This window comes from Tenebrionibacter intestinalis, from assembly GCF_016632365.1.
GTDB lineage: Bacteria > Pseudomonadota > Gammaproteobacteria > Enterobacterales > Enterobacteriaceae > Tenebrionibacter > Tenebrionibacter intestinalis.
The window spans coordinates 21532-42695 of the sequence record NZ_JAEPBH010000015.1 but is presented as its reverse complement, the minus strand read 5'-3'; the positions used below and the strand labels follow the sequence as shown (position 1 = coordinate 42695).

The window sequence follows — 21164 nt, the reverse complement described above, 5'->3', positions numbered from 1 at the left end:
GCATCCGTTTTGCTGCCGGGCTTGCCCGGCAGCGGCGCAATCAATCAGCCCACCAGCTTTTTCGTCATCAACAGTAGCGTGCGCACATCTTCCGGGCGCGTATTGCCGCTTGCTTTATCGATAATTGAGCTATAAATGTGCGGGATAATTTTACTCACGCCCGCATCCAGAGCGATTTGCATAATCGCCTCAAAGTTTTCCAGATCGATACCGCCGGTCGGCTCCAGCCAGAAATCATGCTTCGCACAGGCTCTTGCGACAGCCTCGAATTCGTCACGATGCTTCAGGCCCCCCATTGGGAAGTATTTAATGGAGCTGCCGCCCATATCTTTAAGCAACGCAATCGCGGTTTCTACCGGCACGATGCCGTCCGGCTGAGCGCAACTGAGCGGACCGGTGGAAATTTTTACCATGCCGACGGTGCCGGTCGGTGAAACCAGGCCATTGACCACCGTATCGTTCTGCCCGAGCAGCGCCCGGCTTGGGCCTACGCCTGTGAAAACCTGGTTGACGTGCTGCGGCTGCACCTGGCGCGAAATTTCGCTGACCATCGCAGACTGATTCGGATCGCCCGCGCCCAGCCCCACGGAGAGCGCGTTATCAATCAGCGCGGCATATTCACGCATGTCCGCAACGGCGCTCGGCACATCAGGATAGTTTTTGGACAAAACGCCCACCAGCACGTGGCCTTCCGCCGCCTCGTAAACGTCTTTTGCGTTCTCCTTTGAACCTGCCAGTACGTTAAGGCACACGCGGTCACGGTAAAAATTGGGGGTCAGTTTCATGCCTGTTTCTCCTTGAGTAACTCGCTGATACGGCGATAAATAATATCCAACTGCGGGGCGCTTACGCTGCGCACGTCAGCTTCGATAATGCCCTCATTGGCTTTATAACCGCGAAAATAAATCGCATATTCGCCCTGCTTAAGCGCCTGCACCAGATCGCCCGTAGCAATACCGGTGGTCGCTTCATCAAATTTAATTTCCGTACGGGCGATATCGCGGCCTGCGGCATCCCACACCACGCGGGCGCTCACGCCGTTAAGCGTATTAAGAGATTCGATAAACGGCGTCATTTTCGCCACCATCTCCGCTCCGCTTTCTTTCGCCGCAGTGAGGTAGTGTTCAATGGCGCAGGTCAGGCCGAGAATCCCCTCTTTGCCCACCTTCATCGCACGGCCAATGCCGTTGGACTGGCGCTTTACCCACTCCACGTACTGCGTACGGCCAATAACCAGGCCGCTGGTCGGGCCTTCGATTGCCTTCGCGCCGCTGTAGATAACCAGATCCGCGCCGTCCTGGTAATAGCGCTGTAAATCTTCTTCCGCCGCGGCATCCACAATCAGCGGCAGATTGCGCGCGCGCGCCACCTCAGCGGCCTGCGCCACATTCAGCATACTTTTCTGCACACAGTGGTGAGACTTGATGTAGAGGATAGCGGCAGTACGCGGCGTGATCGCCGCTGCAAGCTGCGCGGCAGAGCATTCATTGGCGTAGCCTGCCTCGACGAGTTTACCGCCGCCTAGCGCTACCATCGTACCAACCGGCGCGCCGAAGTTGACGTTATGCCCCTTCGGCAGCACGATTTCATTATTTTCAACCGGCGTCACATGCAGATTTTCCAGCAGCCAGTCGCTGTCTTTGACCAACACGGCAGCAACGGACTGCGCAATGCCCGCCGACGCGCAGGCAACCACCGTCGCGCCTTCCACCCCCAGCAATTTCGCGATGTATTCCCCGGTCTTATTCACCAGATCTTTCATTTCGAAATAGTGGTTCATGCCGGTATTAACGGCCTCCACCACTTCCGGACGCGGCGTGGAAACGCCAAGGATAGTCATACGACCTGAAGCGTTAATCACCTGTTTTAAGCGATATTTTTCATATATTGAAGACATTTTCGGCTTTCCCTTGTTCAGTCGTGAACCACTTACCGGCGCGCAGCGCAGCCAGCGGCAGGATCTGCTCTTCTGCCTGGAGCGTGTCGTTCTCAGAATCGGTTAACACTACCGGCTGACGACGCACGGTAAACACCGTCAGGTCGGCATCGGCGCCGACGCTCAGCCGCCCCTTATGGGCCAGGCGCAGGCCTTCTGCGGCGTGCAGCGTCACGCAGTCAATCACCTGCGCCAGCGTCATGCCGATGGCGAGGAATTTGGACATGACGGCGGCCAGGCTATACACCGGCCCGTTGATGCGGTTTTTACAATAAATATCAGAACTAATGGTGTGCGGCAGAATCCCCATCGCAATCGCCTGGCGCGCCACGGCAAAGCTAAAACTTGCCGTGCCGTGGCCAATATCCATACGCACGCCGCGCGCCAGCGCCCGGTTTACAGACGCGCGCAACTGGCCTGCCGGCGTCAGTATACGGTTCGGCTTGCCGTTATAGCAGTGGGTAATGATGTCGCCTGAGGTCAGCAGTTCGGTAATTTCATCAAGATCCGGCGGATTGTTGCCAATATGCACCATAAGCGGCAGGCCGCCGTTTTCTTTCTGAATAGCTTTAGCGCGCTCAAGCGGTTTGATGCCGTTTGCGCCCACCACACTGCTGCTCATACGCGCTTTAATACCGACGATAAAGTCCGGATAGCGTTTAATAGCCGCGCCTGCGGCATCAGCGTCGATATGGGACATATCGGACAGCTCATTTTGGGCAATCAACCCAACGCGGGAAATATTCAGCAGCGCATAGACTTCTGTAGCGGCTTTGCGCGTTAGCGCATAAAAATCGTCAATGTCGTCCGCGCCGGTACTGCCTGCATCCACTACGCTGGTCACGCCAGTCGCGATCCCCACGCTGTCTGGCTCATCGTGATAAATCGGCGATTTGGGATAACAGTGTACGTGAGAATCGATCCAGCCCGCGCTGACGTAGCCCTTGCCTTCGAGGTTTATTTCTTCACGCGCCGGGCCAGTGACTTCGCCCAGTTCAGCAATTTTGCCATCGCTTATCGCAATATCGATAACGCGCTCGTTTGCAAGGCGCGCCCGACGCAGGATTAAATCAAACATGGGTTTCTCCTGTTAAACCGGGCGCGTTGAGCGCCCGTACAACTTAGAGGGCAACCGGGAAGAAGGCGCCGAAAAGCATAGCGCCCAGAATAGCGCCGCCGGTAATAGGCTTCTGCCAGATATAGAACACCAGCGCCCCCAGCAGCGACCCCAGACCAATAGGAATGGAAGCGCCCATCGCGCTAAGGATGATAAGCGGCCCAAGGAAACGGCCGGAAGCGTTGCCCGCGCCCATCATGACATCCGCGCCGTAAGTGGTGTTGCCCTGGCCGACGGTAAATTTACGCGCAAGGATAATGACATAGCCAATAGCAAGGCCGAGAACGAGGCCGGTCACCAGCGAGGCTGCAAAGTTTGCCACCGGGAAAACGAAGCCTGCCCCCAGAAGCAGCGCCGGTACGCCAAGCCCGATGCCGGTCTGGATTGCGCCGCCGATATCCAGAATACCTACCAGCGAACCTTCGATGATACGGGCGAACAGGAAGCTTGCGCCAAACGCCGCTACCGCGCCGTACACGCCGGTATCAATTCCGGACTTCAGCATGGCGACGAAGGCCACTTCGTTAAACGCGCCGATACCATAGAGATAGTACATATGCGTCCCGGCAAACACGCCGGCAGACAGCAGGCCAACGAAGATCGGGAACGACCAGTCGGCATACCAGAAACCTTTTTTCTCTTCCATTTGTATGCTCCTTATTTCCCGCTCATCGCGTTATGAATGAGTTCCAGCCAGTTCGGCACGCCGAGATGGAAGGATTCCAGCAGTTTCATATCGAAGCCGCGGAAGAAGCCGCTAAGGACAAACAGCACGATAATCGCCGCCATCATTACTTTGGTGACGCGGTTCCAGCCGCTCTCCTCTACGCCCTTACCGATAAGGATACCCAATACCAGACCGGGTACGGCGTTGCCCATAATCAACTGCGCCAGACCGCCGAAAATCGTCGCCCAGAAACCGGAGCGCTTGCCTGCATCAATGGCCGCCAGCCAGAAGATGACCGGCATGACAATATTCACCAGTAGATTAGCCGCCGGTACCAGCACCTTCACCGCCGTTACCTGCAAGGAGGCCGGTACGGAAGAAGCGGTCATATTCAAAAAGGCGACAACCACCATGCCAATCACGCCGCATGCAATCGCCATCTTTTTAGGATCGTGCAGCGTTTCAGCGACGTTGCGATTTTTTACCATCAGCGCCGCGGCCCCCCAGTTAGGGATAATGCGGTGGTCAACGTCCTGAGTGAAAGCGCCTGCGGCAACCGACGATGCCCAGGCATTGAAGAAGAAGCCTAATCCAAATGAGAAGTGTGAGGCCGGATCGCCCTCACAGGAATTCAGCTCCCCCAGTGTGCGAAATGCCCCCATTCCCTGGGTGGTTGGGGCATGGAACATACGTGCCGCCCCCGCACCCACACCGACGCCGACCAGCCCGCCGATAATGAGTGATTTTATTAATATTATTAAGAACATCACGCTACCCTTGTGTTGATGTTTTGTTATTGCGCGACAAAATCCACTTTGTCGAGATTCACAGACGTCACCTGCACGGTAACATCCAGTTCGACGCTGAAATTCTGCCGCTCCCGGCGCAGAAAGAAGAACAGAAACGCTTCTTTACGCACAGCCACTCGCGCCTGAACCACGCTAATGTCCTGAGGTTCAATGCGCAAAAGGATGTGGGGTGTGGACTTCATAACGGTGCCCTGAACATGATTCAGGGCATCGGCAAAGGCTTTCGCTTTGGTATCGCCTTTGCCGCAGACCCTCACCGTGGTGGTGAATTGCTCTTTCATGCGTACTTCTTATTCCAGGCTTCAACCAGACGCTCGCCCAGCTCTTCTTTATCCATAAAACCGAAACCCAGCACATTGCAACCTTCATTGATAGCAGTAACGCCCTCATCCACAGAACGCATACCGTATTTGGCTTTGTAACCGTATTTGGTCTGCGCGGTAATAGCGCCTGCGCCGCCGCTGCCGCAAAAGGAGATGCCGAAAGTGGCGTTCTCAGCCTTCATAACGTCGCCAAGTTTCATATCTGCCGCAACGCCGGGTACAACAATCGCGCGGCCGCCCGCTTTCTCAACGCCCGCCGCCACTTTCTGGCCTTTACCCAGACGATCGCCAATCACAACTGTAATCTGTTCCATTCTTTGCTCCTCAAATTTAAAGATTGTCTTTCGCCACTTCGAAATGCACTGACAGCAGCCAGGCCTCTTCAACCGGGAGGTTGCCGAATTTATCAACAACTTCTTTCGCCAGCTCCATCGATTCCTGAGAAATTTCTTCAAACAGGCTGATATCCACTTCCGGCAACGGCTCGCCCGTTACCGAACGGTGCGCCATCGCCCGCACGTGAGATTCAAGCATTTGCTCCTGCACGGCATTAGGGGTAATGCCCTTTTCACCCAGCAGCGCTTTAATCCAGGTCAACATATCTTCGCCGAGCTGCGCGGTCAGCACTGCTTTCTCGCCAGCGTTATCAATTACTACCGTTCCGTTTTCCACGCTTCATACCCTATTAACTGGTGATGGCATAAACCTACTTTCTGTAAGCCTGCGTTTGAAGCGAGTTGTTTTCCGTTTCAAAGCGGAAATGGAGCGGCGGAGAGTGATCTGCTCCACAAAAAAGGCTCAAAACGGGTCAATTAGCCTATTTTATGTGATTAACATCACGTTTTTATGTCAAAATTGAAGTGAATTACCTGTCTGTACTGGCGTTCAGTTTTGCGACGTACTTCACTTCACGGCACTTTCCTTTTAAAAACGCACTGCGCGATAAACTCATGCCCATCAATAACGACATTACATTTCGCAAGCTCACCGTATTCGCTACGTTTATGAAAAAAGAGAACATTGCCCGCACTGCCGAAGCGATGGGGTTGAGCAGCGTGAGCGTGCACCGCGCCCTGCACTCTCTGGAAGAGGAGATTCGGTGCCCGCTTTTCAGCCATAAGGGCCGCAACCTGGTGCCGCTACCGGCGGCCAGTACGCTACTGGAGTACGCAACCGACGTGATTGAAACCATGACGCGCGGCATTGAAGAAACCCGTCGCGCAAGCGGCTTTGGCCTGGCGCGCCTGCGCATTGGTACGCTGTACTCGCTGATGCTGGAAACCGTTCCACAACTCATTATGGGCATGAAATTGCGCCGTCCGGACGTTGAACTGGATTTAACCATGGGGTCGAACCAGGCGCTGCTGTCAATGCTTGATGAAGGCATGCTGGATGCGATTCTTATCCCTGTTACCGAAGATGAAATCAAACGCAACCAACTGGAAGTGCTACCGCTTTTTGAAGACGATATTTGCCTTGCAGCCCCGGCCAGCGCCGGGCTTAACCCCGATGCGCCTGCGGATTTGCGCGATTTTCTTCATCAGAAATTTGTATCGTTGCCGGAGGGGTTTGCCACCTATGTCGGCTTCCAGGAAGCCTTCCATATCGCCGGTTTTGAACCGGAAATTATCATGCGGGTAAATGATATTTTCTCAATACTAAGCCTGGTCCAGGCCGGCGTAGGCATGACGCTAATGCCAGGCAGAATGGAAAAAGTTTATGGTAACGACGTGCAGTTACTGAAGCTCGCAGCGCCGTACCAGATGCGCCAGCTTATCGCCATTGTCTTCCCACGTAACCGCGAGCACGATCCTAACCTGCTGGCGCTGGCCGCCGAAGGAAGAATGTATGCGCTGGGGCGCGGCGAATCAAAACGGTAAACATTTTCCAGCGCCTGGACGCTTTTTTCGGCCCATTTACGCTGTCAGCCGGCACTCAGTACTCCCCGTTTTCCAGGCGCTAACAGACCGGCTCAGCGCATTCGCAAGAGGTGAAGCGGGTCTGTGACCCCTGCGCGATTTTGCCGGCTCCCCGTACTAATAATCCCGCTGACGTAATTTATTCGCCATATGCACCGCCACTTCCACGCCGCTGCGCTCCAGCGATACCGCTTCTTCACGCGTAACGGCCTGGCGGGTTAGGCTGGTAAGCACGCCGCCGGGCGGCAATTCAATTGCAAGGCCCACATCGCGCTCTTCCGCTGCGGCCATTGCTTCATGCCAGCGTACGGTGCGCGACATATTTAAGGCCAGATCGTCAGCGATACGCTCTGGCTGCCAGATGACCCGAGCGGTGCTGGCGCTTAAATATTCGCAACGCGGGCGCATCGTCTCAACGCCGGCAAACGCCTGCTTTAACCTGCTCGCCGGCTCGTCGAGCAAGGCACAGTGCGACGGTACGCTCACTGCCAGCCGGCGTACGCTGCTCGCGCCTTTGCCGAGCGCCCGCCGGGCCACGCGCGCCATACACTCATCGCTCCCGGCAATAACAATCTGACGCTCGGCGTTGAGGTTTGCGATAAAGACGCCATTTTCAAGCAGCGGCTCGATCTGCTCCTGCGCCAGCCCCATGATCGCAGTCAAACCATAGCCATGCGGATACGCCTGCTCCATTAACTCCCCACGCTGCGCAACCAGCCGCAGCGCATCGTCAAAACGCAGCGCGCCCGCCGCCACCGCCGCCGGAAATGCGCCGACAGATAAGCCGCAGGTCATATCCGGCACAATGCCAGGGCGTTCCAGCTCGCGCGCCCAGGCTACGCCTGCAATCAACAGCGAAAGCTGCACGGCGCGGGTATGTTTAAGCGCATCTGGCGTATCAAGCGTATCAACCTCATCGCCCAGCGTGTGACGCGCCTGTTCAAGCGTATCCCCCGCGCAGGGCAGATTATGTAACATACCGGGACGCTGCGTCCCCTGTCCGGGAAAGGTGAAAAGTATCTTCATGGCGTCTCCTGCTGCCAGGGATCAACGGTCATCTGCGGCCCGCTCGCGGTTTTCAACAGCACGCGCCCTTCACGCAGCCACTCCGTGAGCGCAAAGCCCCCTCGCGGCGTTTCTACCTGGGTATCGGCGCGGCAAGGCAGCGCCATTGTCAAATGACGCCACTGTTCAAGCTGTACACAATCCGGCCGCTGCGGCGCACGGATCAGCAAATCAATATCGCTGTCGGCGTGCAGCACGGGAATGCCGGTCGCCAGCGCATAGCCAGCACTGCCTGCAATGCCCCATGACCATCTCCACTCGCGCATCGCCAACTGAATAGCCGCCTGCACCGGCGGCTGAGAAACAAACGGCGAATGCAACAAATATTCCAGGTCTGCCAGCGCCTCCGGCGTTACCCGGCGTACAACATGTGAGGCGCTCGCCCAGCCTGCGGCACGCTGGTCGCGCCGCAGACCGCGTACGCCTACCGGAATCATGCCGCCTGCGTGAATGTCCCGCCGCACCACCACAGGCAACTCAGGGCGCCACTGGGCGCTCACCCAGAGCGCATCGGCTCCCTGCAGCGCTTCACGGGTATCAAGCCAGAGTAAATCGTGGGGCTGCGGCGTTTGCATCATTTACATTCCTGCCGTCAGCGAGATAAACAGCGGCAGCGTGAGGATACACAGAACCGAGCTTATCAGCAGCACCGCTTCCGCATCCGGCGACTGTACGCCAAAGCGGTTGCCGAACACGACGCCAAAGAAACCCGCAGAAAGCGCAACCATCAGCACAGCGGTAATAGCCACCTGTCCGTGCAGGCCCAGCGCAAGCACAATACCCCAGGCGATAAACGGCTGGATAAGCATAGTGGTAATACTGGAAAGGATAACCACGGTATTAATCTTCAGGCGACGGGCGGACAGTATCACACCAGTCAGGAACAGCGCGGCGGCCGTCGCGGCGAGGCCCAGCGGTTTAATGGCCGACAATACCAGATCCGGCATTTTAACGCCGAGGGCAGAGAGGATAACCCCAAGCAGCGGCCCAAGCACAATAGGCTTTTTGATAGAACGCCACATCAGCACACCGGCAGCATGGCCAGCGACGAACCCGTCTGGCCGCCGGCGGCGCGCGCTTTTTCACGCTCCAGCACCAGCAGACAGACGGGCGTCATCAGCACGGAACCGCAGGCGATGGACACCGCCACAGACAGCGAGGTGGACGGCCCTTCTCCCAGCACGGAGCCCAGGATAGGCAGGCCAAGCGCGGCATAGTTAGGCAATGCCACGGTGAGTGTCAGCACGGCCGCATCCTGTGGCGATTTGTGGAATACCTTTACGGCCAGGAAATAGATGGCGGCCCATACTATCCACATCGTGAGCGTAAGAACAATCACCAGCGGCGACTGGGCGACAATGCCCGCCCACGGAGTCTGAACGGTGGCGCTGAACAGCGCCGCAGGTAGCGCAAAATCCATAACAAAAATATTGAGTAAGGACACATTCTGGTTATCCACCATTTTTGCCTTACCCGCCCAGAAGCCTAAAAACATGATGACAAAGATCGGTGCAAGGGCATGAATGATCACATAGGTCATATAATTCACCTGTAAATGAGAAGAAATAGCGCGCGCGCAATATTATTTTTTACAGCCGCCCGCGCGAAAACCCGTTACAGCTTCCGCCGGGCGCGCTGGCAGGTTACTTCCAGGCTTCGCGCATACGCTCACGCACAAGCGCGGAACTGCGGCGGTTTTCCGCCCCAAGACGGTTCTTCAGTGTGTTATCCTGGCGGGCATCGCTTACCGCCTGCTGTAGCACGGCGGTGACCTGGGCGATATCGTCTGACGTCGGCGCAACAGGGTTGCTGATATCCAGCAGCGCCGAGAGCAGACCCAGCGTTTTGTAATTGCCGATGTCATAGGCCATTGGCGCAATAGTGGAAGCCAGCTTTTCCAGTTCCGCCACGCTGCGCAGCGTAATACGCGCCGCAGACGCTTTCCCCATCGCATGTATCTGTACGCCGTCGTCGTTAAAGGCAATCAGGCGGTTGGCCTGATAGCCGTGGGCAAGAAACGCCCCGGACATCGCGTTACCGACAATAAGCCCAATAACCGGGTGACCGGCGAGACGCGCGTTAGCATACGCCGCGGCCGCGGCGGCAAGCGCCTGATGGATACCGAAGGCTTCTTCGCGACGGCCATAGGCCTGGCTCGGCACGTCAATAACGGCCACGATGGGGCGTTTAACGGCCTTATCGGCATCTGCCGCGATGGTTTCGCTGACAACTTTACCCAGCGTCCACCCTTCAAGCAGCCCCACTTCACCGCGCGCGGCGCGCGGGTAATGGTTATTCGCATCCGGCACCACCGCGATAAAGCGCGCCGTTTCACCGGCAAGATCGGCATCCGCCACCTGTACCGACGGACACAGACCGCTCATGCGCTGCGCATTGGGCGCCAGTTTTTCCAGCCAGGTGGCTGCGCGGCTTTGCGTCTGGCTCATTGATTCACCTCCCCAAAAAGCGTTTTGATCTGCTCACTGTCGGCCTGCTGACGCGTATCGAAACGGGTTAGCCTGTCGAGATACCATTGATAATTATCCGTGCGATTTTTCTCCGGCAGCCCTTTGGCGATAAAGTCATTCATCGCCTGTTTAACCGCGTTCACCCCATCCAGCACCAGGCAATCCGCCAGCCCGCTACGGTAGCGGGTTTCACCGCCGGTCATGCTCCAGATAAAAGGGCGGTCGCGGGAGTCGTACTCTTCAATTCCCGCTTCCTGTTCAATAACCTGCGGCCCGTTCAGACCAAGGCGGGCTTCGCGGGTAACAATAAGATAGCTGCACAACGCAGCGGCAATAGACATCCCGCCAAAGCAGCCCACGGTTCCGGCTACAATACCGATGACCGGCGTGTAGCGGCGCAAATCCACGATCGCCGCATGGATATCAGCGATCGCCGCCAGGCCAAGGTTCGCTTCCTGAAGACGTACGCCGCCGGTTTCAAGGCTCAGAACAGCCTGGGTTGGAATGCCGTTGCGGTTATCTTCCGCCGCCAGCTCCAGCGCCGCCGCCATTTTCGCGCCAGACACCTCACCCATACTGCCGCCCTGGAATGCGCCTTCAATCTCTATAACCACCGCCGGTTTACCGTTAATCGCGCCTTTAGCCACTACCATGCCGTCATCTGCCTGCGTCACTATCCCCTGCGGCCCCAGCCACGGCGAGATAATGCCGTCAAACGGATCGAGCAGTTCACGATAGCTGCCCGCATCCAGCAGCGCCCGGGCGCGCTCACGCGCTCTGAGTTCAATAAAACTACGGTCATCACGCATGGCTCACCTCTTCAAATACCTGTTCGATACGAATGCGCGCGACGCCGGGCGTCGCGCCGAAATCGTGGATTTGCATCCGGCCTGCGGGCAGCTCGCCCGTAAGGATCAGACGCTCGAACAGCGCCTGCCAGCGCGCCTGGCTGTTGTCCACCGACGTGATGATATCGACAACAAGCGTTTCGCCTTCATCTGCCGTAAACAATACTTCCATATCGCCGGACCCGACGACGCCGGCCAGCGAATGGCCGCTAACGGTGCGGGTTGCCGGAAATGACAATGTAATTTGTTCCATAACACCCTCTTGATTCTGTTTATCTGCCCTCAGAGCAGGAATGGCTGCGCAATGCGGTCAAGCAGCAGCGTAGCGGCCAGCAGATCTGCCGCTCCGCCCGGCGAGGCATTGAGCGCAAGCATCTGTTTATCAAGCCGTGAGAGCGCCGCTCTGCCCTGCGGGTGAGCGCATCCGCCCGCCATTAGCACCGCACGCGCGCCGTTTTGCATCGCTTCCAGACCGTTAAGTCCAGCCCGGGTGAGCACGCAGGTATCGCTCAGCGAGGTCATAATCGCCATCAATGCATCAATCTGCGCTTCGCTTTCATTCGCTCCAAGGCGGCGGCTAAGCCGTAACTGCGGCAGCGCCAGCCGCGTGACGTGCGGAAAACCCGCCTGCGCCTCTTCGCGCGCGCCCGCAACCCGATAGCGATGCGTAGCGCGCAGCCCATTGCTGAACACCTTCGGCGCCATGCTGTCAGGCAACTGCGCCAGTTGCGCGGCGGTATCGGCAATGGCTTGCACATCCGCCTCGTTACCAGGCATCGCCGCAGCGCTTACCAGCAGGCCCAGCGCCCAGATAGCGCCGCGGTGAGTGTTCACTCCGCCAGTGGCCTGCAACATCTGGCTTTCACCCTCCCGCCCCAACCGCCCTACGCTCTGGCGCAGGGCAATATCAACCGGACGCTGCCAGCTTTGCAGCGCCAGCGCATAAAAAGTGGGCGTAAGGCTGTGCGCGGAACGCTCCATCAGGTCCAGCGTCAGATCCTGATGCGCGCCGCTTCCACGGCTGTCAACCAGGCCTGGCTTAGGGCTAAGGCGCGCTTCATCTATCAGGCTTTGCGTGGCAAGGCTCGCTAACTGCCGCGCGCGCGGCAGGCAGCCTGTCTGCGGCTGTAGTCTCATTACCAGCTCCGGAATTTTGCTGGCGGGTTATAAAGGCCGCCTGACCACTCAACCAGATCCGCAACGCTGCCTGCAGCCAGTAAAGAGCGGGTCGCTTCAGTACGACGGATCCCAATATCCTCCGGGTAGACAACTTTGCCGCTGCGGCGCAATTGCTCAACGCGGCGAGCGTCAACGCCCAGACCGATATCGGTAATGCCCGCTACCGCAGCGACCATCGCCCGACGTTCTTCGAGGTTTTCAGCGCGGTAGAGGTAAGCAATCCCTTCTTCGGTCAGCACGTGGGTAACGTCATCGCCGTAGATCATGACTGGCGCCAGCGGCATACCGGAAGCTTGCGCCACATCAACAGCGTCAAGTTTTTCCACAAAGGTAGGCTTCACGCCGGCCTGGAAGGTTTCCACCATCTGCACGACCAGCTTTTTGCCGCGCTGCATCGGATCCTGTTCGGTCATCATATTGAGCCAGGCCGGGGTAGCATGGCGGCGGCCGTGCGGATCGTGGCCCATATTGGGCGCGCCGCCAAAGCCGGAGAGGCGCGTGCGCGTTACGGTAGAGGAGTTGGCAAGGCCGTCAATCTGGAGTGTGGAGCCGATAAACATATCCACAGCATACTGGCCCGCTAACTGGCATAAGGCGCGATTAGAGCGCATAGAACCGTCAGCGCCGGTAAAGAACACATCCGGGCGCGCGCGGACATACTCCTCCATCCCCAGCTCGCCGCCGAAACAGTGAACACTTTCCACCCAGCCGCTTTCAATGGCCGGAATGAGCGTCGGGTGCGGGTTTAGCGTCCAGTGTTTACAAATTTTACCTTTAAGGCCAAGCTGTTCGCCGTAAGTCGGAAGCAGCAACTCAATGGCGGCGGTATTAAAGCCAATACCGTGGTTAAGCGACTGTACCTGGTGTTCGGCATAGATCCCCTTAATCGCCAGCATCGCCATCAGGATATGCTCCTGTTTAATCAGGCGCGGATCGCGGGTAAATAGCGGTTCAATAAAGAACGGTTTGTCAGCGACGACCACGTAATCTACCCACGACCCGGGGATATCTACGCGCGGCAGATCGGTTTCATCGTCCACCAGTTCATTAACCTGCGCAATAACGATGCCGTCATGAAACGCCGCCGCTTCAACCAGCGCGGGCGTATCTTCGGTACCAGGCCCGGTATAGAGGTTGCCTTTACGGTCGGCTTTGTAACCCGCAATCAGCGCCACGTTCGGCGCCAGGTCTACATACAGGCGCGCATAGAGTTCGATATAAGTATGAATAGCGCCGATTTCCAACACACCATCTTCAAGCAGTTGCGAGATGCGCAGGCTTTGCGGGCCGGAGAAGGAGAAATCGAGCTTACGAGCGATACCTTTTTCAAAGATATCAAGATGTTCGCTGCGTCCAACGCTTGGCATGATCATATGCAGATCATGCACTTTCTGAGGATTAACCTGCGCAAGCGTGCGGGAGAGAAAATCCGCCTGCTTCTGATTATTCCCTTCCAGTACCACGCGATCGCCAGGCGCGATAAGTTTTTCCAGCATGTCGGCAAGCTCCCCGCCGGGGAGCACTTTTCCCTGAACGGGAACCGACGCGACGCGCCGCTGTTTTTCAATGCGGCGCGTGTTCCAGACCCGTGCTGGCGTTTGCCCAGATAACATTATTAACCTCCTGATTCAGCGAATCATTTTGATTTGCCTAACGTTGGTTAAAGTGTGTACCTGTGCGCCCCCTGCATCAATTAACCGCAGAGGCGAATCATTAGCTTTTAAGTAACCTTTCGGACATGTTTCGTGATGTAGATCACGTACAAAATTTCAGTTTAGCAACTATATAAAAAGCGAGAACTGACTACAGACGCGGCATATGCCAGAGTAAAACGAAAAAAACAGGTGAAGTCAGCGGATGTTAAAAACATAAATTTATTTAATATGATTTAACGTCTTCGCCTCAATTTTAATGCGATCGTTTTCATGCCCGATTTTGCCAACCACGCGCACCTGTCTGCCAATGAGGCGACGCGCTTTGTTGCAGCGTTCTACGTTGATTAGAATGCGCCCGGTGCCGTCGCGCAGCCAATAGCGATCGCTCTGCCCTGCACGCCCGGTAATTTTCCCTTCCACCACAACGTGCGCATTTTCCCGCTGAGCTTTTGCGTCACGCACGGTCATCTCCTGTTGGGAAGGGCGCGTAGCCAGCGCGGCAGTACTCATGCACAGCAGCCCAAACGTTAGCAGCAGATATTTCTTCATGTCCCTGTTCCCTGAGTCTGTTTTCCGATGTTTGCATTGCGGATATAGCGCTAACTGTAACACGGCTCAACGCTGGCGCGGCCTCCCCCTCCCGGCGGCGGCGCGCAGGTAAATGGGTAAAAAAGACCTACGCGATATTTAACCAAAATAAATACCGACTCCCTTAGATAAAAAAACCATCACAAGCCACATAGCAACTATATAAAACCAACTTCAAAGAGCGGCCTCGGGTCTGAAAAGCAAAAAATGTAAAATCCGGCGGCTTAGGGCCTACTCCAACCGTGTCAGAACCTGATACAGCGGCGCAAGGCGACGAAACCCATCTCGCAAAATATCCGCCAGTTCGGCAGTATAAAGCGAAGCCATATCCTGCCGTTCATCAATCAGGGCAAACGTTTTTTTGTTATACCAGTCCGCCAGCTCAGGCGGCAGCGCTTGCCCCCGCGGGCGTTTATAGCTTTCTCCTACAAGCGCGAACCCGCAACGAATATCCGCTACTGTTCGCAGGAAGCTGCGCGGGTTATCGGCAATATAATCCCGAAAACGCGCCATCGTATTGTGAGAGGCGCTGTAGTACCCCATGCCATAGCGCCAGCCGCCATACGATATTTCGAAGAAAAAAGTGGGGGAATCAGAAAGTGTTTTACGGGGCCGTTTAAAATATATCCACACGTTGCTTCGATAAGGAGATTTATCATGGGAAAAACGGGTATCCCGATGGATGCGTGAAAGGGTTTTCCCTACCGCCGGGCGAACCTCCAGCCGGTCGTCAATCAACCGCATGTCGGGCGCCAGGGTTGCCACCAGCGCGCGTAATGGAGACACAATGCCCCAATCGTAGGTTTCACGGTTGGCGCTAAACCATTCTTTGCTGTTGTTTCGGCTTAACAACTGCAAAAAATCCAGCGCATCGGGCGTCAGCCCGGTAAAGGTTGTCATGCTTTTCTCCGCTGACTTAACAGACCTGAACTCACCATAGCGGGCGCTGCCGGCAAGAACCAGCTTATAAAGTCCGTTTTGCGTAACGTGCCGAAAAAGTGTGAATGAATCCGGACTTACCGGCCCGCCCTTGCGGCTAACGCAACGGCTTGTGATAAGGATGACGGGTTTGTTGTAATGCTTGCGCAGCGGCTTTCGCCCCGGGAAATTTGCCTTCGTCAATCTGGCTGATGCGTCAACAGAAACCGTGGCGAAATGCCTGCATTTTCGGGGCTGACTGGCAATTTTTCTTTCAATGTCGGCGGTATGGCTTTCTGCGCACGCTGCGCTGGCGCCGGGCGAAAGCCGCGCAGCGGCCGCATTTCGCCACAACGCCGCGTTACTGCCCGGCGATTTTCATTTCCGGCAGCAGCACGGAACCGCACTGGATGTTGCTGCGCATTTCGATGTCGTTACCCACGGTAACGATGTTGCGCCACATATCCTTTAAATTTCCGGCGATGGTGATTTCACTTACCGGATACTGAATTTCACCGTTTTCAACCCAAAAGCCCGATGCGCCGCGCGAATAGTCGCCGGTAATGCCGCTTACGCCCTGCCCCATTAATTCAGTGACCACCAGCCCTGTTCCCATCTCTTTGAGCAACCCGGCAAAATCCAGCCCCTGGCCGGCAATACGCCAGTTGTGAATGCCCCCCGCATGCCCGGTGCTTTGCAACCCCAGCTTACGCGCCGAATAACTGGTAAGCAGCCACTGTTGCAGTACGCCATCTTTAATTATATCGCGACGCGACGTGGCGACGCCTTCGTTATCAAACGGCGTGGAGGCCAGCCCTTTAAGCAGGTGCGGATGCTCTTCAATTGTCAGCCACGTCGGCAGAATCTGCGTACCGAGGGCATCGAGCAGGAAAGTGGATTTACGGTAAACCGCGCCGCCGCTGATAGCCCCCACCAGATGGCCGAAAAGCCCGGTTGCGACTTCATTAAGGAAAATAACCGGCGCGGTCATGGTGGAAAGTTTACGCGGCGCCAGGCGCGCCAGAGTACGGCGGGCGCACTCAGCCCCCACCCATTCGGGGCTTTCCAGCGCATCCAGCTCGCGGGAAAGGGTATAAGCGTAATCGCGCTCCATCACGCCGTTTTCTTCACCAATAACGCAGCTGGAAAGAGAGTGGCGCGACGAACAGTAGCTCTGTAACATGCCGTGGCTGTTGCCAAATACCTTTACGCCATAGTGACTGTTAAAACTGCCGCCTTCGGTGTTAATAATGCGTTTGTCCGCCTGCAGCGCCGCCTGCTCTGCACGCGCGGCCAGCGCGATCGCCTGTTCCGGCTCTATTTCCGCCGGATGAAAAAGATCAAGATCCGGCGCCTCAAACGCCAGCAGATCCTTTTGCGCTACGCCCGCGCAGGGGTCCGGCGAGGTATAGCGGGCGATATCGATCGCCGCTTGCACCGTGCGGCTAATAGCCTGCGGGCTGAGATCCGTAGAAGACGCGCTGCCTTTGCGATTTTGATGATAGACGGTAATGCCCAGCGCGCCGTCACTGTTGAACTCAACATTTTCCACCTCGCCGTAGCGGGTGCTCACGCTGATGCCGGTAGTATTCGAAACGGCCACTTCCGCGCCGTCGGTGCGCCCTGATGCCAGCTCAAGCGCCTGCGCCACGGCGTTTTCCAGGGCTTTACGCTTCTGTGCAGCTTGTGTGTTTACTTTCATTACCAATGCCATACTGTAAGTGACGATGCATGAAGTCTATCAGAGAACCCTTTGGGCATGCGCGCCCGGGGTGATAGTATTGCTCTCTTTTTTAAGGAGCCTGAAATGACCAAGCAGCCTGTAGACTGGCTCGACGACACGCCCGGTGATGACGAAAACAAAGACGACGAAATCATCTGGGTCAGTAAAAGTGAAATTAAGCGCGATGCCGAAGAACTCAAACGCCTGGGCGCCGAAATGGTGGATCTGGGTAAAAACGCGCTCGATAAACTCCCGCTTGATGAAGAGTTACGCGATGCGATCGAACTGGCGCAGCGCATCAAGCGCGAAGGCCGACGCCGCCAGTTACAGCTTATCGGTAAACTGCTGCGCAACCGCGACGTGGATCCTATCCGCCAGGCGCTGGATAAGCTGAAAAATCGCCATAATCAGCAGGTGGCGCTGTTTCATAAACTCGAAGATCTTCGCGACCGCCTGATTGAAAACGGCGACGAGGCGATTGTTGAAGTCCTCACCCTGTGGCCACAAGCCGATCGCCAGCAGTTGCGCGCCCTTATCCGCAACGCGAAAAAAGAGAACGAAGGCAAGAAGCCCGCAAAATCCGCACGTCTGATTTTCCAGTATCTACGGGAACTGAGCGAAGCGCAGTAGCCTGCCGCTAAGCTAAAAAATGAATCCGGGCATCGACGATCCCGGATTTTTTTGTCCCCCTTCAAAAGCCGGGAGCATAAAATCAGCCGGCCAGACGCAGCCGTATAAAGGACGCGCGTGTATACTACAGGCATATTTTCTCTCTATATGGATAATAAAGATGAATCGGAATCTGATAAAACTTATTAGCGCTGTTGTGCTGATTTTTACGCTGTCGGGATGCGGCTATAACGACATTCAATCCAGTGACGAACAAACCAATACGACCTGGTCGGAAGTCTTGAATCAATATCAGCGACGCGCAGATTTGATCCCTAACCTGGTTGCCAGCGTTAAGGGTTACGCCACTCATGAAAAAGAGCTGCTGGAAGCGGTTACGCTCGCGCGTTCGCGGGCCAATACCGCTACCCGGAACCTGAAGGCCAATCCGGACGACGAGCAAAATCTTGAGCAGTGGCAACAGTCGCAGGTGCAGGTTACCCGCACGCTCGGCCAGATGATGGTACTGGGGGAGCGCTATCCGGAGCTGAAATCCCAGGAGCTATTTCAAAACCTGATGGTGCAGCTTGAGGGCACGGAGAACCGCATCGCGGTGGCGCGCGGGCGCTATATTAAAGCCATCGAACTGTACAATATCACCGTGCGCCAGTTTCCGGCTGTCATGACGGCAAAAGTGATGGGCTACAAGCCGAAGAAAAACTATCTTCCGGACGATGTTGAAACCATCACCAAAGCGCCCACTATTGATTTCGGCGCGAAGTGATGCTGCGGGAGGCGATAATGCGCATCGTTTTTCTACTTTTTGCGCTGCTCAGCGGCCAGGCTATGGCCGCTGATGTCCCCGTACCTGAACTACGCCAGCAGGTAACCGACCTGACGGGCACGCTCAGCCGTGAGGAAATCAACGCCTTAACGCAGCAGGCGCAAAAGCTGGCTCCCGCTCAGCTTGCCATTCTGGTGTTACCCACCACCGGCCAGGAAACCATTGAGCAATACGCAACTCGCGTTTACGACAAGTGGCGGCTGGGAGACAGGCAGCGCAGCGACGGCGTGCTGCTGCTGGTGGCGTGGCAGGATCGTACCGTGCGTATTGAGGTAGGGTACGGTTTTGAAGGCGCCCTGACGGACGTACAGAGCAGCCAGATTATCCGCACGGCAATTATCCCCGCCTTCCGGGAAAACAGGCTGGCGCAGGGCTTACAGCAGGGCGTATCGCAAATTGGCGAACTGCTGGCAAAGGAACAATTCCCGTCCCGGGAAACGCCCGCAACAGCCAGTAAATATGACGATAGCGGCTCTCTTTTTGAATATCTGGTGCTGGGCCTGTTCGCGCTTCCGGTTTGGATTTTCCGCAAAGGCAACGTGGTGATGCGCGGTATTAAAAGCGGCGTTACCATTGGCGCCGGAAGCTGGCTCTGGTCGCTGTTCTTCTCAGCATCAGCGCTCCCCTTTAGCCAGGTGGTATACATTACGCTGGGCAGCTCGGTGGCCGCCATTATTCTACTGCTGGCCGCCAGCGCAAAATTTCACGGCGGCGGTGGCGGCGGTGGCTTTCGCGGCGGCGGCGGCGGCTTTAGAGGCGGATTTGGCGGCGGTGGTTTTCGCGGCGGCGGCGGTTCCAGCGGCGGCGGCGGCGCTTCCGGGCGCTGGTAAGTCACGTTCCTTCACCAGGCTTCGTCCCTTAATCCTGCATGGATGCCGCTGACAAGTGCCGGGGCGAATGTTCCCACAAGAAAAACCAGTACGTTGAATTTGGTTTGATATCAACAAAGCGGGCAACCCACTCGTTGCCCTTTTGTTAACATTCAGAGGCGGGTTTAGCAGGCCTGATGCGTTTCTGATGGTTTTTTTGATTCGCCAGTCCGCCCCCCCCCTGTGCCGCATTGTCGTCAAAGCGAGGCTGCTGGCGAATCACGCCCGTTATGCGGTTTCCGCTGGTTTTTTCGCCAGCGCATCGAGTAATTTCTGATGAATACCGCCAAATCCGCCATTGCTCATAACAAGAATAGTGTCGCCAGGCTGTGCAGATTTCACAATCATCCCGACCAGTTCATCCAGATCGGCGCTCCAGTGCGAAGGCTGAATACAGGCTTCCGCCACTTCCGCCACCTGCCACGGTATATGCTGCGGCTGAAGCAGAAAGACTTCGTCCGCACGACCCAGCGCTGGCGCCAGTTCGTCCTTGCTGATCCCCATTTTCATGGTATTGGAGCGCGGTTCCAGCACGGCCAGGATACGCGCCGTACCGCCAACTTTTCCGCGCAGCGCGGCCAGAGTGGCGAGGATGGCCGTCGGGTGGTGGGCAAAATCATCATAAACCGCCACGCCACCGGCTTCGCCGCGCAGTTCGAGGCGGCGGCGAGCATTGACAAATCCGCCTAACGCTTTTGCGGCCTGCGCTGGCGCAATGCCCACATGGCGCGCGGCGGCAATAGCCATCAGGCCATTGTGCATATTGTGTTCGCCCACAAGCGACCAGTTCACTTCACCCACACATTCGCCGTCTAACCAAACCTGCCAGTTGGCGCCGTCATTGGTTAATTTCTTCGCCTGCCAGCGCCCGTGCTCGCCCGCTGTTTCCTGCTCGCTCCAGCACCCCATGCCAATGACCTGTTTCAGATTAGCGTCGCTTTCAGGCCACAGAATACGCCCCTGCCCCGGCACAATACGCACCAGATGATGGAACTGTTTCTGAATTGCTTTCAGGTCGTCAAAAATGTCCGCATGGTCAAACTCAAGATTGTTGAGCACCAGCGTGCGCGGGCAGTAATGAACAAATTTAGATCGCTTATCAAAAAACGCGCAATCATACTCATCGGCTTCAATCACAAAAAACGGGCTGCCGCCGGGGCGGGCAGAGACATCAAAGTTGCCCGGCACGCCGCCAATCACAAAGCCCGGCTGATAGCCGCACTGTTCCAGAATCCAGGCCGCCATGCCTGCCGTCGTCGTTTTGCCATGCGTGCCGGCAATGGCGATAACCCAGCGGTCGCGCAATACAAAATCGTGCAGCCACTGCGGGCCGGACATATAAGGAATGCTCTGTTCCAGCACCGCTTCCACACACGGGTTACCACGCGTCATAGCGTTACCGATGATAACAAGGTCAGGACGCGGCTCAAGCTGAGCGGCGTCATAGCCCTGAATAAGTTCGATCCCCTGCTGTTCCAGCAATGTGCTCATCGGCGGATAAACATTATCGTCCGAACCGGTGACGTCATGCCCGAGCGCGCGTGCCAGTATAGCCAGGCCCCCCATAAAGGTGCCGCAGATCCCCAGAATATGAATACGCATAGTTACTACCCCTGGTAAGTTCGGC

Annotated in this window: 23 protein-coding genes and 1 pseudogene; 4 read left to right on the top strand and 20 right to left on the bottom strand. The window is 56.5% G+C overall.

Annotated features, from left to right (window positions below; all coding sequences use genetic code 11):
* Window positions 1–44: 44 nt before the first annotated feature.
* From dagF to JJB97_RS07325, 8 genes are read right to left on the bottom strand one after another with little or no spacing between them, the layout of a single operon-like run.
* The gene (gene dagF / locus JJB97_RS07360) at window positions 45–785 is read right to left on the bottom strand and encodes a 2-dehydro-3-deoxy-phosphogluconate aldolase (RefSeq protein ID WP_238713384.1); all 741 of its coding nucleotides are present in this window, start codon (window positions 783–785) and stop codon (window positions 45–47) included.
* Window positions 782–1897 (bottom strand): DgaE family pyridoxal phosphate-dependent ammonia lyase, encoded by a 1116-nt coding sequence (locus tag JJB97_RS07355; RefSeq protein ID WP_238713383.1) that lies wholly within the window; start codon window positions 1895–1897, stop codon window positions 782–784. The genes dagF and JJB97_RS07355 overlap by 4 nt, the downstream gene beginning before the upstream one ends.
* Entirely contained in the window at window positions 1881–3014 is a 1134-nt protein-coding gene (locus JJB97_RS07350) for an amidohydrolase/deacetylase family metallohydrolase (protein WP_238713382.1), read from the bottom strand. Before JJB97_RS07350 ends, JJB97_RS07355 begins: the two co-directional genes overlap by 17 nt.
* Before the next feature lie 43 nt (window positions 3015–3057).
* Window positions 3058–3699 (bottom strand): DUF4310 family protein, encoded by a 642-nt coding sequence (locus JJB97_RS07345; protein WP_238713381.1) that lies wholly within the window; start codon window positions 3697–3699, stop codon window positions 3058–3060.
* A gap of 11 nt (window positions 3700–3710) precedes the next feature.
* Window positions 3711–4487, bottom strand: a complete 777-nt coding sequence (locus tag JJB97_RS07340) for a DUF4311 domain-containing protein (protein WP_238713380.1) — start codon at window positions 4485–4487, stop codon at window positions 3711–3713.
* A gap of 26 nt (window positions 4488–4513) precedes the next feature.
* Window positions 4514–4810: a DUF4312 family protein gene (locus tag JJB97_RS07335; RefSeq protein WP_238713379.1), complete on the bottom strand. Its 297-nt coding sequence runs from the start codon at window positions 4808–4810 to the stop codon at window positions 4514–4516.
* Window positions 4807–5166 carry a glycine-rich SFCGS family protein gene (locus tag JJB97_RS07330; RefSeq protein ID WP_238713378.1) on the bottom strand — a complete coding sequence of 120 codons (360 nt, stop codon included), beginning with the start codon at window positions 5164–5166 and terminating at the stop codon, window positions 4807–4809. Before JJB97_RS07330 ends, JJB97_RS07335 begins: the two co-directional genes overlap by 4 nt.
* Before the next feature lie 16 nt (window positions 5167–5182).
* The gene (locus JJB97_RS07325) at window positions 5183–5524 is read right to left on the bottom strand and encodes a glycine dehydrogenase (protein ID WP_317978212.1); all 342 of its coding nucleotides are present in this window, start codon (window positions 5522–5524) and stop codon (window positions 5183–5185) included.
* Between the two features lie 278 nt (window positions 5525–5802).
* On the opposite strand from JJB97_RS07325, the gene JJB97_RS07320 reads away from it, so the two are divergent.
* Window positions 5803–6732, top strand: a complete 930-nt coding sequence (locus JJB97_RS07320) for a LysR family transcriptional regulator (protein ID WP_238713377.1) — start codon at window positions 5803–5805, stop codon at window positions 6730–6732.
* Window positions 6733–6888: 156 nt separating this feature from the next.
* On the opposite strand, the gene mdcH is transcribed toward JJB97_RS07320, so the two are convergent.
* The 11 genes and pseudogenes from mdcH to pmbA form a co-directional block, all read right to left on the bottom strand.
* Window positions 6889–7797, bottom strand: coding sequence for a malonate decarboxylase subunit epsilon (gene mdcH, locus JJB97_RS07315; RefSeq protein WP_238713376.1), 909 nt, complete (start codon window positions 7795–7797; stop codon window positions 6889–6891).
* The gene (locus JJB97_RS07310; RefSeq protein WP_238713375.1) at window positions 7794–8414 is read right to left on the bottom strand and encodes a malonate decarboxylase holo-ACP synthase; all 621 of its coding nucleotides are present in this window, start codon (window positions 8412–8414) and stop codon (window positions 7794–7796) included. Before JJB97_RS07310 ends, mdcH begins: the two co-directional genes overlap by 4 nt.
* Window positions 8415–9376, bottom strand: a pseudogene (locus JJB97_RS07305) (AEC family transporter). It lies immediately after the preceding gene.
* A 103-nt stretch (window positions 9377–9479) separates the two neighbouring features.
* On the bottom strand, window positions 9480–10283 hold the full coding sequence (gene mdcE, locus JJB97_RS07300) for a biotin-independent malonate decarboxylase subunit gamma (protein ID WP_238713374.1): 804 nt from the start codon (window positions 10281–10283) through the stop codon (window positions 9480–9482).
* On the bottom strand, window positions 10280–11113 hold the full coding sequence (locus JJB97_RS07295) for a biotin-independent malonate decarboxylase subunit beta (protein WP_238713373.1): 834 nt from the start codon (window positions 11111–11113) through the stop codon (window positions 10280–10282). Before JJB97_RS07295 ends, mdcE begins: the two co-directional genes overlap by 4 nt.
* Window positions 11106–11405: a malonate decarboxylase acyl carrier protein gene (mdcC, locus tag JJB97_RS07290; RefSeq protein WP_238713371.1), complete on the bottom strand. Its 300-nt coding sequence runs from the start codon at window positions 11403–11405 to the stop codon at window positions 11106–11108. The genes JJB97_RS07295 and mdcC overlap by 8 nt, the downstream gene beginning before the upstream one ends.
* Window positions 11406–11434: 29 nt before the next feature.
* On the bottom strand, window positions 11435–12289 hold the full coding sequence (locus JJB97_RS07285) for a triphosphoribosyl-dephospho-CoA synthase (protein WP_238713370.1): 855 nt from the start codon (window positions 12287–12289) through the stop codon (window positions 11435–11437).
* A complete protein-coding gene (gene mdcA / locus JJB97_RS07280) occupies window positions 12289–13944 on the bottom strand; it encodes a malonate decarboxylase subunit alpha (protein ID WP_238713369.1) in 1656 nt (551 codons plus the stop codon). The genes JJB97_RS07285 and mdcA overlap by 1 nt, the downstream gene beginning before the upstream one ends.
* 261 nt (window positions 13945–14205) lie before the next feature.
* Window positions 14206–14535, bottom strand: a complete 330-nt coding sequence (locus tag JJB97_RS07275; RefSeq protein ID WP_238713368.1) for a NirD/YgiW/YdeI family stress tolerance protein — start codon at window positions 14533–14535, stop codon at window positions 14206–14208.
* A 270-nt stretch (window positions 14536–14805) separates the two neighbouring features.
* Window positions 14806–15474, bottom strand: a complete 669-nt coding sequence (locus tag JJB97_RS07270; RefSeq protein WP_238713366.1) for a DUF2461 domain-containing protein — start codon at window positions 15472–15474, stop codon at window positions 14806–14808.
* 379 nt (window positions 15475–15853) lie between these two features.
* Window positions 15854–17206, bottom strand: a complete 1353-nt coding sequence (gene pmbA / locus JJB97_RS07265; RefSeq protein ID WP_238713364.1) for a metalloprotease PmbA — start codon at window positions 17204–17206, stop codon at window positions 15854–15856.
* 93 nt (window positions 17207–17299) lie between these two features.
* Here pmbA and yjgA point away from each other — a divergent pair, with 93 nt between their 5' ends.
* The 3 genes from yjgA to JJB97_RS07250 all read left to right on the top strand — a co-directional run bounded on the left by yjgA (window position 17300) and on the right by JJB97_RS07250 (window position 19498).
* Complete coding sequence (gene yjgA / locus JJB97_RS07260; protein ID WP_238713363.1) at window positions 17300–17845, top strand: ribosome biogenesis factor YjgA; 546 nt, start codon at window positions 17300–17302, stop codon at window positions 17843–17845.
* A gap of 160 nt (window positions 17846–18005) precedes the next feature.
* On the top strand, window positions 18006–18608 hold the full coding sequence (locus tag JJB97_RS07255; RefSeq protein WP_238713362.1) for a LemA family protein: 603 nt from the start codon (window positions 18006–18008) through the stop codon (window positions 18606–18608).
* Window positions 18609–18625: 17 nt separating this feature from the next.
* On the top strand, window positions 18626–19498 hold the full coding sequence (locus JJB97_RS07250) for a TPM domain-containing protein (RefSeq protein WP_238713361.1): 873 nt from the start codon (window positions 18626–18628) through the stop codon (window positions 19496–19498).
* A 267-nt stretch (window positions 19499–19765) separates the two neighbouring features.
* Here the strand turns inward: JJB97_RS07250 and mpl are convergent, their stop codons facing one another.
* Entirely contained in the window at window positions 19766–21139 is a 1374-nt protein-coding gene (gene mpl, locus JJB97_RS07245) for a UDP-N-acetylmuramate:L-alanyl-gamma-D-glutamyl-meso-diaminopimelate ligase (protein WP_238713360.1), read from the bottom strand.
* Between the last annotated feature and the right edge of the window lie 25 nt (window positions 21140–21164).

Bases quoted from the DNA above. Each gene is read 5' to 3' on its own strand.
- dagF (WP_238713384.1), bottom strand. From the start codon at position 785: ATGAAACTGACCCCCAATTTTTACCGTGACCGCGTGTGCCTTAACGTA.
- JJB97_RS07355 (WP_238713383.1), bottom strand. From the start codon at position 1,897: ATGTCTTCAATATATGAAAAATATCGCTTAAAACAGGTGATTAACGCT.
- JJB97_RS07350 (WP_238713382.1), bottom strand. From the start codon at position 3,014: ATGTTTGATTTAATCCTGCGTCGGGCGCGCCTTGCAAACGAGCGCGTT.
- JJB97_RS07345 (WP_238713381.1), bottom strand. From the start codon at position 3,699: ATGGAAGAGAAAAAAGGTTTCTGGTATGCCGACTGGTCGTTCCCGATC.
- JJB97_RS07340 (WP_238713380.1), bottom strand. From the start codon at position 4,487: ATGTTCTTAATAATATTAATAAAATCACTCATTATCGGCGGGCTGGTC.
- JJB97_RS07335 (WP_238713379.1), bottom strand. From the start codon at position 4,810: ATGAAAGAGCAATTCACCACCACGGTGAGGGTCTGCGGCAAAGGCGAT.
- JJB97_RS07330 (WP_238713378.1), bottom strand. From the start codon at position 5,166: ATGGAACAGATTACAGTTGTGATTGGCGATCGTCTGGGTAAAGGCCAG.
- JJB97_RS07320 (WP_238713377.1), top strand. From the start codon at position 5,803: ATGCCCATCAATAACGACATTACATTTCGCAAGCTCACCGTATTCGCT.
- mdcH (WP_238713376.1), bottom strand. From the start codon at position 7,797: ATGAAGATACTTTTCACCTTTCCCGGACAGGGGACGCAGCGTCCCGGT.
- JJB97_RS07310 (WP_238713375.1), bottom strand. From the start codon at position 8,414: ATGATGCAAACGCCGCAGCCCCACGATTTACTCTGGCTTGATACCCGT.
- mdcE (WP_238713374.1), bottom strand. From the start codon at position 10,283: ATGAGCCAGACGCAAAGCCGCGCAGCCACCTGGCTGGAAAAACTGGCG.
- JJB97_RS07295 (WP_238713373.1), bottom strand. From the start codon at position 11,113: ATGCGTGATGACCGTAGTTTTATTGAACTCAGAGCGCGTGAGCGCGCC.
- mdcC (WP_238713371.1), bottom strand. From the start codon at position 11,405: ATGGAACAAATTACATTGTCATTTCCGGCAACCCGCACCGTTAGCGGC.
- JJB97_RS07285 (WP_238713370.1), bottom strand. From the start codon at position 12,289: ATGAGACTACAGCCGCAGACAGGCTGCCTGCCGCGCGCGCGGCAGTTA.
- mdcA (WP_238713369.1), bottom strand. From the start codon at position 13,944: ATGTTATCTGGGCAAACGCCAGCACGGGTCTGGAACACGCGCCGCATT.
- JJB97_RS07275 (WP_238713368.1), bottom strand. From the start codon at position 14,535: ATGAAGAAATATCTGCTGCTAACGTTTGGGCTGCTGTGCATGAGTACT.
- JJB97_RS07270 (WP_238713366.1), bottom strand. From the start codon at position 15,474: ATGACAACCTTTACCGGGCTGACGCCCGATGCGCTGGATTTTTTGCAG.
- pmbA (WP_238713364.1), bottom strand. From the start codon at position 17,206: ATGGCATTGGTAATGAAAGTAAACACACAAGCTGCACAGAAGCGTAAA.
- yjgA (WP_238713363.1), top strand. From the start codon at position 17,300: ATGACCAAGCAGCCTGTAGACTGGCTCGACGACACGCCCGGTGATGAC.
- JJB97_RS07255 (WP_238713362.1), top strand. From the start codon at position 18,006: ATGAATCGGAATCTGATAAAACTTATTAGCGCTGTTGTGCTGATTTTT.
- JJB97_RS07250 (WP_238713361.1), top strand. From the start codon at position 18,626: ATGCGCATCGTTTTTCTACTTTTTGCGCTGCTCAGCGGCCAGGCTATG.
- mpl (WP_238713360.1), bottom strand. From the start codon at position 21,139: ATGCGTATTCATATTCTGGGGATCTGCGGCACCTTTATGGGGGGCCTG.